The sequence below is a fragment of the Methylocaldum sp. genome (assembly GCF_039794385.1).
GTDB lineage: Bacteria > Pseudomonadota > Gammaproteobacteria > Methylococcales > Methylococcaceae > Methylocaldum.
Genome location: NZ_JBDIVO010000178.1, coordinates 1 through 9532 on the forward strand (window position 1 = coordinate 1; position 9532 = coordinate 9532).

8 protein-coding genes are annotated in these 9532 nt (G+C 60.3%); all 8 read left to right on the forward strand.

Annotated elements, in window-relative coordinates; translation table 11 throughout:
* The first annotated feature begins 12 nt into the window (after positions 1 to 12).
* Positions 13 to 1155, forward strand: a complete 1143-nt coding sequence (flhB, locus tag ABJK70_RS14900) for a flagellar biosynthesis protein FlhB (RefSeq protein WP_347258354.1) — start codon at positions 13 to 15, stop codon at positions 1153 to 1155.
* Positions 1156 to 1259: 104 nt separating this feature from the next.
* Positions 1260 to 3353, forward strand: a complete 2094-nt coding sequence (gene flhA, locus ABJK70_RS14905; RefSeq protein ID WP_086135000.1) for a flagellar biosynthesis protein FlhA — start codon at positions 1260 to 1262, stop codon at positions 3351 to 3353.
* 82 nt (positions 3354 to 3435) lie between these two features.
* On the forward strand, positions 3436 to 4935 hold the full coding sequence (flhF, locus tag ABJK70_RS14910) for a flagellar biosynthesis protein FlhF (RefSeq protein ID WP_347258355.1): 1500 nt from the start codon (positions 3436 to 3438) through the stop codon (positions 4933 to 4935).
* A 28-nt stretch (positions 4936 to 4963) separates the two neighbouring features.
* Entirely contained in the window at positions 4964 to 5794 is an 831-nt protein-coding gene (locus tag ABJK70_RS14915; RefSeq protein ID WP_077730357.1) for a MinD/ParA family protein, read from the forward strand.
* Positions 5791 to 6570, forward strand: coding sequence for an RNA polymerase sigma factor FliA (locus tag ABJK70_RS14920; protein ID WP_077730358.1), 780 nt, complete (start codon positions 5791 to 5793; stop codon positions 6568 to 6570). The genes ABJK70_RS14915 and ABJK70_RS14920 overlap by 4 nt, the downstream gene beginning before the upstream one ends.
* Before the next feature lie 53 nt (positions 6571 to 6623).
* Positions 6624 to 7010 (forward strand): chemotaxis response regulator CheY, encoded by a 387-nt coding sequence (cheY, locus tag ABJK70_RS14925; protein ID WP_077730359.1) that lies wholly within the window; start codon positions 6624 to 6626, stop codon positions 7008 to 7010.
* A 21-nt stretch (positions 7011 to 7031) separates the two neighbouring features.
* The gene (locus ABJK70_RS14930) at positions 7032 to 7769 is read left to right on the forward strand and encodes a protein phosphatase CheZ (protein WP_086134998.1); all 738 of its coding nucleotides are present in this window, start codon (positions 7032 to 7034) and stop codon (positions 7767 to 7769) included.
* Between the two features lie 12 nt (positions 7770 to 7781).
* The coding region (locus tag ABJK70_RS14935; protein ID WP_347258356.1) for a chemotaxis protein CheA at positions 7782 to 9532 on the forward strand (1751 nt) is incomplete at its 3' end.

Below are 9532 nucleotides of genomic sequence, written 5' to 3' on the forward strand. Positions count from 1 at the left end.
AAATAAGGTGTCATGGCCGAGGAATCCGATCAGGAACGAACAGAGGACCCTACCAGTAAACGCCTGAGCGATGCTCGGAAAAAAGGTCAGATTCCGCGTTCCCGCGAATTGAACACTCTTGTTCTTCTGCTGACCGGTTCGGTAGCGATATTCGTCTTTGGCGGCGGCATGGCGCAAAGCCTGTGGCAAATCATGGAGGGAGACTTTCGTCTGAGTCGCCGCGACCTTTTCGATCCTGCGGCGCCGCTTGCCCATCTCGGCCGAGACTTGCTGGCCGCGGGCCAGGTTCTGCTCCCGATCCTCGGTCTTGCCGTTCTGGCTGCCCTGGCCGCTCCCATGGCGCTGGGCGGCTGGAATTTCAGCGGCGAGAACCTGATGCCCAAGCCGGAAAAGCTCAATCCCATGAAGGGCCTGGCTCGCATGGTCTCGGTTCAGGCCCTCGCGGAAGTCGTGAAGTCGGTTCTGAAATTTCTCTTGATCGGTTTTGTGACCGCCGGACTGCTGACGGCTTATTTCGACGATCTCGTCGGTCTCGGTCGCGAGGCTTTGCTTCCGGCGGCGAATCAAACCGCGCGCCTCGTCATGACGTTTATTTTGTGGCTATGCGCTTCGCTGGGGCTGATCGCGATCGTGGACGTGCCCTTTCAGCTCTGGAACCACAAGCGCCAGCTGAAAATGACGCGCCAGGAAGTCAAGGACGAAATGCGCGAAGTCGAAGGCAAACCGGAAGTCAAAAGCCGGATTCGCAGCTTGCAGATGGAACTGGCGCGGCGCCGAATGATGGACGAGGTGCCGAAGGCCGATGTCATCGTGACCAACCCGACCCATTACGCGGTGGCCCTGAGATACGACCAGGCCGGCATGAAAGCGCCCAAAGTCGTCGCCAAGGGCGCGGACCTGGTGGCGGCCCAAATCCGGAATTTGGCCGTGGGTGCCGGTGTGCCGCTCCTGTCCGCGCCGCCGCTCGCCCGCGCGCTCTATGCGTCCACCGATCTCGACCGCGAAATTCCCGCCGGTCTCTATTTCGCGGTTGCCCAGGTTTTGGCTTACGTCTATCAACTCAAGGCGGCCCGGGTTTTCGGCGGCGACATTCCGACGCCGCCGACCGAATTCAAGATCCCGGAAGAATTCTTGCGCAAGGCTGCCGACGCGTAAGCCGCATACTGCCTGTATTTTTTTCGGAGGGTCCGGCTCTGCGGCCGGTCGGCACGAAACGTGATTGCTGTCGCTGTCACTGAAGGTTACGCACGGGTTTCGTCATGGCCGCAACAGTTTTGGAACGAATCAAAGTCGCCGGCAAACTCGGCTTGGGGGCTCCTCTCGTCATTCTTCTCATGATGATGATGATGGTGCTGCCGCTGCCGCCGTTCATTCTCGATCTGCTGTTCACCTTCAACATCGCATTTTCGCTGCTGATCCTGCTGGTGACGATTTATACGCTGCGCCCGCTGGATTTCGCCGTGTTTCCGTCGGTCCTGCTGGTCGCCACGCTCCTCCGACTGAGCCTCAACGTGGCCTCGACCCGCGTGGTCCTGCTGGAAGGGCATAAGGGTCCCGACGCGGCCGGCAAGGTGATCGAGGCATTCGGCGAATTCGTGATCGGCGGCAACTACGCCGTGGGTCTGGTGGTGTTCATCATTCTGGTCATCATCAATTTCGTGGTCGTTACCAAGGGCGCCGGGCGCGTGTCGGAAGTCAGCGCGCGGTTCACCCTGGACGCGATGCCCGGCAAGCAGATGGCGATCGATGCCGATCTCAATGCCGGTCTCATCAATCAGGATGAAGCCCGGACGAGACGCCAGGAGGTCTCGCGCGAGGCGGATTTCTACGGATCGATGGACGGTGCCAGCAAGTTCGTCCGGGGCGATGCCATAGCCGGCATACTCATCTTGCTCATCAACGTGGTCGGCGGGCTGATCGTCGGCATGCTGCAGCACGATCTGGCGTTTTCCGAAGCCCTGCACAATTACACGCTGCTGACCATCGGCGATGGTTTGGTGGCTCAGATCCCCTCGCTGTTGCTGTCGGTCGGGTCGGCCATGATCGTGACCCGTGTGTCCAGCAGCAACGAGAACATCGGCGCCCAGTTCAGCGCTCAATTTTTTGCCGACCCGAGGCCTCTTGCGCTTTCCGCCGGCGTGGTCGGACTCTTGGGCCTGATTCCCGGCATGCCGAATCTTGCCTTTTTGCTCCTGGCCGGCGCCATGGGCGCGTCGTCCTATTCCATTTCCAAGCGTCAGCGGCGCGAGCGCGAATTGGCGGAAGCGCGCGTCGCGGCCAGGCCCTCGGCCGCCGCGCCCGAAGTGAAAGAGCTCGGCTGGGACGATGTCGTGCCGGTCGATCTCATCGGGCTGGAAGTGGGCTATCGGCTCATCCCGCTGGTCGACAAGAATCAGGGCGGGCAGCTCATGTCGAAGATTAAGGGCGTGCGCAAGAAGCTGTCCCAGGATCTCGGATTCCTGATCCCCTCGGTGCACATCCGGGACAACCTGGACCTGACTCCCAACGCCTACCGCATCAGCCTGCTCGGCGTCACCGTCGGGGAGGCCGAAGTGTTTCCGGATCGCCTGATGGCCATCAATCCGGGGCGGGTTTACGGAACGCTGAAGGGCGTCGAGGGCAAGGACCCGGCTTTCGGACTGGAGGCCGTCTGGATAGAACCGGATCAGCGCGACCACGCCCAGACGCTCGGTTATACCGTGGTCGATCCCGGTACCGTGGTGGTCACCCATCTCAGCCATTTGTTGCAATCCCACGCCCACCAGCTGCTCGGACATCAGGAGACGCAGCAGTTACTCGACCTGCTCGCCAAATCGATGCCGCGGCTGGTCGAGGATCTCACGCCGAAAACCCTGCCTCTCAGCGTCATCGTCAAGGTGCTGCAAAACCTTCTTCAGGAGAACGTGCCGATTCGCGATATGCGGACCATCGCCGAAACTTTGGCGGAGTTCGGCGGCAGAAGCCAAGATCCCGGCGTTTTGACGGCGGTGGTGCGTGCCGCACTCGGACGGCTAATCGTCCAGAAAATCAGTGGCATGGAGAAGGAAATCCCGGTTCTGACCCTGGATCCGGACCTGGAACAGTTGTTGCAAAAAATACTGCAAACGGCCGGACACGAGGGCGCCGGCATCGAGCCGGGCTTGGCGGAGCAGCTTCACAAATCCTTGGACGAGAAGACGCAGAAGCTGGAAATGGAAGGACATCCCGCCATTCTGCTGGTGTCCTCGCCGGTGCGGCCCTGGTTGGCGCGCTTCGTGCGCCATTCCATCCCCGGGCTCAATGTTTTGGCTTACAACGAGATCCCGGAAGACCGGCAAGTCAGGGTGGTGGCCAGCATCGGCCAGCGCGGTTGAGCCGCCGCGCACAGTCCCGCTGCGCTTGCCGGAGTCGTTAGCAAAGTTTTGGGGACAGCTTCCGAAAGACTAGGACATAGGCATGAAGATCAAACGATATTTCGCACCCGATATTCGTCAAGCGATCCGCATGGTCCGCGAAGAGCAGGGGCCGGACGCCGTGATTTTGTCCAACCGCAAAGTGGATGGCGGGGTGGAGATCGTCGCGGCTCGGGACTTCGACGAGCAGCTGTTATTGGATCGTGCGAAATCGGAGTCGCGCGGCGAATCGGAGACGGGCGACGCCGAACCGGTCGCGAAAGCCGAAACGGATACCCGGCGGCGCGCCGAGGACGCCTTTCGCGAGGCTCTTGGAAAGAGCTCGGCCGCACTGGGAGCCGGTTCGGCAGCGACGAGCCTTCGCAAGCCGGCTCCTCCCGTATCGGGCAAAGATATTCGCACAAATCGCCACCCCGGCAGGGAAGGGGCGAGTACTCCCTGCCGGAATGACAATCTTGGAGCTTGTGTAGATACCCATGCCATATCAGGGCGGAGCGAACAGGGCGGTCCTGCGGTCGAACCCGCTGCCGGAAAGCCGGCTTCCCGGCCCGAGCGAGAATCTTCTGTCGAAGCCGTCGTTTCCCAGCCGGCTCCTGCCAAACCGAGCGTCGATGCCGACGCGCTGAAGGAAATGCAACGGGAACTCAAACAGATGCGGCGCGTGATCGACGCCCATTTGAGTGAAACCGGATGGCAGGCCGCGGCGGGCCGAAATCCGACCCGACTGGATCTCTTGCGTCGTTTCGGCGCGCTCGGGTTCTCCAAGAAACTCAGTCTGGAACTGGCCGAGCGCTTGGGCGGCGTCGCCGACGCCGACGTCGCGTGGCAAGCGAGTCAACATGTCTTGGCACGGCAGATCCCGCTGGCCGAAGACAACCTGCTCGATTACGGCGGCGTCGTCGCCCTGGTCGGGCCTACGGGCGTCGGTAAGACGACGACGATTGCCAAGCTGGCGGCCCGGTTCAGACTCAAGCACGGACCGCGCCAAATCGCGCTGATCACCACCGACAACTACCGCATCGGGGCTCATGAGCAGCTCGGGACTTACGGCCGCATTCTCGACGTACCGGTCCGGGCGGCTTCCAGTATCGAGGATCTGCGTCAGCTGCTGTCGAGTTTCTACGATAAGCGCCTGGTACTCATCGACACCGCCGGCATAGGGCAGCGCGACCGGCGCCTGGCCGAGCAAGCCGCACTGTTCAGCCGCACCGACATGCCCGTCAAATCCTATCTGGTCATGTCCGCGGCCAGCCAGCTACGCGTGATGCAAGAGGCGGTGGAGGCCTTCAAGGTCTTTTCCCCGGAAGCCTGCATTCTGACCAAACTGGACGAAACCGGCCAACTCGGCGCCGCGGTGTCCACGGTGGTGGAGAACCGCTTGCCGGTGTCCTTCGTGTGCGACGGACAGCAGGTCCCGGAAGACCTGCACGTGGCGAGAACTCATCTATTATTAAACCGGTGTTTTGCCGAAAGGTCCGAAGCGGAGACTGTCGGCGCTCCGATGCCTACCTACGAAGACTGGATAGTCCATGCGAATGTTTGATACTGATCAGGCCGACGGAATTCGACGTATGGCACAGCCCAGGCCGGTGCGTGTCTTGGCGGTGAGCAGCGGCAAGGGCGGGGTCGGCAAAACCAATGTCGCCGTCAATCTCGGGGTCAGCCTATCCGAGCTCGGTCGGCACGCGGTTCTGCTGGATGCCGATTTGGGACTCGCAAACGTCGACGTGCTCCTAGGTTTGCAGCCCAAATTCAATCTGTCCCATGTGTTGAGCGGCGAGCGCAGTTTGGACGAAATCCTCGTAGAAGGGCCGTCGGGGCTGAAGATCGTGCCGGCCTCGTCCGGTATTCAGCGCATGTCGGAGCTTACCACTGCGGAACAGGCCGCCGTGATTCGCGCCTTCGGGGAGATGAACCAGGACATCGACGTGCTGCTGGTCGACACGGCAGCGGGTATTTCGGGGGGGGTGGTCAACTTCGCGCGCGCCTGCCAGGACATCATTCTGGTGGTGTGCGACGAGCCTACGTCGCTTACCGACGCTTATGCCTTCATCAAATTGCTGAACCGGGACTACGGCGTTCATCGGTTCCAAATCCTGCCCAATATGGTCCAGGACTATCAACAGGGTCAGGCGTTGTTCGGCAAGCTGTGCCGGGTGACGGACCGCTATCTCGACGTGACGCTCGATCTATTGGGCGTGGTTCCTCGCGACGAGCAATTGAGAAAGGCGGTTCAAAAGCAAACTCCGGTGGTCGTCGCCTATCCGCACAGCAAAGCGGCGCGGGCGTTTCGCGCCTTGGCGCTGAAAATGGATGCCTTGCCGATTTCCGGCCAAGCCAGTGGGCGGCTGGAGTTTTTCGTAGAGCGGATGATTCAGTACCACAGCGCAGCAGCCTTATGAGCGGCATCGCCTTGTACGCATCGGTACAGGCGCCCGGATTGGACGCCATCGTGGGGCAGCACGCGTCACTGGTCAAACGGATTGCCTATCATCTCATGAGCCGGCTGCCGTCCAGCGTGCAAGTGGAGGACTTGATCCAGGCCGGCATGGTGGGCTTGCTGGAAGCAGCCCGCCAGTACGATCACGCTCAGGGCGCGAGTTTCGAAACCTATGCCGGGATCCGGATCCGCGGCGCGATGCTGGATGAGCTGAGGCGCTACGATTGGACGCCGCGCTCGGTTCATCGCAAGGCGCGTGATGTGGCTGAAGCAATGCGTAGCATCGAGGCCAGGACCGGACGCGACGCCCGAGATGCGGAAGTCGCCGAGCATTTGGGACTGTCGCTCTCCGAATACCATCAGGTTCTTCACGATAGTTTGAGCTGTCGCATGTTCAGTTTCGAAGAGTTGTTGGAGGCCGGCGATTCGGCTTTGGACGACTGTGCGGATTCGGCCGCGCCTCCGGTCGAGGTATTGACCCAGTCCGGATTTGCCGAGGCTTTGGCGAACGCGATCGCGGGATTGCCGGAGCGCGAGCGCTTGGTGATTTCGCTCTATTACGAAGAGGAACTCAACCTGCGCGAAATCGGCGAAGTGCTGGGGGTCAGCGAGTCCCGAGTGTGTCAATTGCAAAGCCAGGCCATGTTGCGCCTTAGGGCGAGAATGCAAGGCTGGCTGGATGCGGAGCAATCCGCCGGAGCCCGTTCGAAGGGAAGGCGAAAAGCCGCGCAAGTCTGAGGCCCCGATGAATCGATAATAAAAAATGGTTAACCGGAACGAGGTGAGCGTCCTTGAACAAGAACATGAAAATCCTGGTTGTGGATGACTTTTCCACCATGCGAAGGATCATCAGAAACCTGCTGCGGGAGCTCGGGTTCAACAATATTTTCGAAGCCGACGACGGGCAGAGTGCTCTGCCCAAATTGCAGTCGGGGGGAATCGATTTTCTGATCACCGATTGGAATATGCCCGGAATGACGGGTATCGATCTGCTGCGCGCAGTACGCGCCGATCCGAACCTGGCTCAGTTGCCGGTGTTGATGGTGACCGCCGAGGCGAAGCGGGACCAGATCGTGGAGGCGGCGCAGGCCGGTGTAAACGGCTATGTAATCAAGCCGTTTACCGCGGCCACCCTGCAAGAGAAGATCGAAAAGATCTTCGAACGCCTGGAAGCCTGATCGAACCTTTGGGGGCGGCTAATGATTGACAAGCAACCGTCCGCCGACGGGCGGATCGAACAGGCCCGCGAACTTCTGGCGGCATTGGAGCGCGGCGACGACGAGTCGGCCGACCGTATCCTCGATGATATCGGCCGCGTCCGGGAAACCCTGATGTTTCAGGAAGTCGGCAAGTTGACCCGCCAGCTCCACGACACGCTGGCGAATTTTTCCCTGGACGAAAGAATCGCGGATCTCACGGAGAACGAAATTCCCGACGCCAAAGAGCGCCTCAACTACGTCATCACCATGACCGAGCAGGCGGCGAACACCACCTTGAATGCAGTCGAATCCATCTTGCCGTTCGCCGAAAGTCTTCGCGAGCAGTCGAACGAACTCAGCGCCCAGTGGCAACGCTTTCGCCAGCGGGAAATGCCTTATGAGGAATTCAAGTCCCTGACTCAAGACCTGGCGCAGTATTTCGACGTTTCCGCGGGGCATTTGCAGACCATTCAGCATAGTCTCACCGAGGTGCTCATGGCGCAGGGATTTCAGGATCTCACCGGCCAGATCATTCGGCGCGTGATCAAGCTCGTTCAGGATCTCGAGCACAGTCTGGTCGAATTGATCCGAATTTCCGGACGGCGCTTCAAGCCCTCCGGCGATAGCGTGCCGGAAACCAAATCGGAACCACTCGGCCCGGCTGTTCCGGGGGTGGACAAGAATACCGTGCAGAATCAAGACGACGTGGACAGTTTGCTGTCGAGTTTGGGTTTCTGAAGGTAAGGCGCAATGGCGATCGATCTCGATGACGAAATCGTTCAGGATTTCTTGGTAGAAGCCGGGGAAATACTGGAAAAGCTCAATGCTCAACTGGTCGAGCTTGAGCAGTCGCCGGACGATTACGATTTATTGAACGCCATTTTTCGCGGTTTTCACACCGTGAAGGGTGGAGCGGGGTTTCTCAATCTTGTCGCCTTGGTCGACGTTTGCCACAACGCCGAAGACGTATTCAACGTGCTTCGACAAGGCGAGCGGCGCGCCGACCCGGCCTTGATGGACGTCATTCTGGAAGTATTGGACGTCGTCAACGCCATGTTTCGGGACATCCGCTCCGGACACGATCCCGAACCGGCCGACCCGTCGCTGATCGATCGGCTGAAAGTTCTCGCCCAGCCGGGAAGCGATTCTACTCTTGTCCCGCCGGCTCCGGCGTCGGTGGAGCCCGAATCCGTTTCGGCGGCCGAACCCGAGAGGCTTCCGTCCGCGATGAATGTTGTGGAACAGGCGCTCGCGGCGATGCTGGAACCCGGCCAAGATGACGATCCGGCCGAGGCGGAATTCGAACCGTTGCCGGATGCGGCGGAGGAGCCGAGCCGGCCCTCGCCCGTCTCGGCGGTTGACTCGAACGGCTCGACTTCGGACGAAATCACCGAAGAAGAATTCGAGCGTCTGCTGGACGAACTTCACGGAAGGGGCAAGCATGGCGGTGTGCCCGATGCGCCAGCGCTAAACACTCCGAATGCCAAATCGCATGATGACATCACCGAGGAAGAATTCGAGCGCTTGCTGGATGAACTCCATGGCAAGGGCAAGCACACCGGCATGCCGAGCGCCGTGGTTCCCGAGGCGCCGAGACCTGTAGCCGAAAGTGATCGCATCACTGAGGAAGAATTCGATCGCCTGCTGGACGAGCTTCATGGCAAAGGCCAGCATGGTGGCGTACCGAAGCAGGAGAGCGCGCGTCCAGCGGCTCTGTCTTCGGCACCTACGGAAGCGCGCAGCGCGACAAGGGAACCGGCCAAGACCGTCAAACCACAGGCGGCCGCGGCAGTTGAAACCACGGTCCGCGTCGATACCCAGCGTCTCGACGAGATCATGAACATGGTCGGCGAGCTGGTCTTGGTTCGCAACCGCTTTCAAACCCTCAAGATCGCGCTCAATGACGAAGAGATTGCCAAGGCGGTCGCCAACCTGGACGTGGTGACCTCGGATCTCCAGCTGTCCGTCATGAAGACGCGCATGCAGCCCATCAAAAAGGTATTCGGCCGCTTTCCCCGCGTGGTGCGGGATTTGGCCAGAAGCCTCAACAAGGAGGTGCAGCTCGAGTTGCGCGGCGAAGAAACCGATCTCGACAAAAATCTTGTCGAGGCCTTGGCAGATCCATTGGTGCATTTGGTTCGCAACGCGGTCGATCACGGCATCGAGACCCCCGAGGAGCGGATCGCAGCGGGTAAGCCGCGCGAGGGCTCGGTCGTTCTGACCGCGTCTCAGGAGGGCAATCATATCGAATTGACCATCGAGGACGACGGCAAAGGCATGGATCCGGACGTGCTCCGGCGCAAGGCCGTGGAAAAGGGACTGATGGACCAGGAGAGCGCCGCCCGCCTGGACGACAAGGATTGTTACAACTTGATTTTCATGCCCGGCTTTTCCACCAAGTCCGAGATTTCCGATATCTCCGGACGAGGTGTCGGCATGGATGTGGTAAAGACCCGAATAGCCCAGATGAACGGCTCGGTAGCCATCGATTCGAGCAAGGG